We start from the raw sequence: 426 nt of genomic DNA on the forward strand, positions 1-426 counted from the left end.
ATGCTGGCCGGCGAGAACGCCCCCACCGTGGCCCAGTGGCAGGCATGTATGGATTGGGCCTTTGCGGATGAATTCTGGTGCGATAAGGTCGACCACCTGGCGCGGGTGGAAGGACTGTGGGCGAAATATGTCCTGCAGCAAAACAAGAAATTGAAGGGTAAGACACCCGAGGAGATTGCTCGTAAAGAAAAGGAAAAGGCATTTATCAGGAGCCTTTACATTCGTTAGATAGTGAGTTGGAAAGCGAGGCGCTAGTTTATGCAAACACAAAAGATTCTGGGCGCCGGTCAGGGCGCCTTATCATCCAAAGAGCTGGAGATTTTACTGGCTCCGCCGAAGCAAAAGTCAAGGAGACACTTCCGCTACCGCATGCCGGCATGGTTGGGCCGGGTTAAAAACGTTATGAGCACTTACTGGGCGCATTGG

Annotated in this window: 1 protein-coding gene; it reads left to right on the top strand. The window is 52.8% G+C overall.

The genetic code is table 11. The annotated features are described in order from the left end of the window. A partial coding sequence (locus tag Pmgp_RS20030; protein ID WP_192903050.1) for a hypothetical protein occupies positions 1-228 on the top strand: 228 nt, incomplete at its 5' end. Between the last annotated feature and the right edge of the window lie 198 nt (positions 229-426).

This window comes from Pelotomaculum propionicicum (genome assembly GCF_004369225.1).
In the GTDB taxonomy this organism is placed as follows: domain Bacteria; phylum Bacillota; class Desulfotomaculia; order Desulfotomaculales; family Pelotomaculaceae; genus Pelotomaculum_B; species Pelotomaculum_B propionicicum.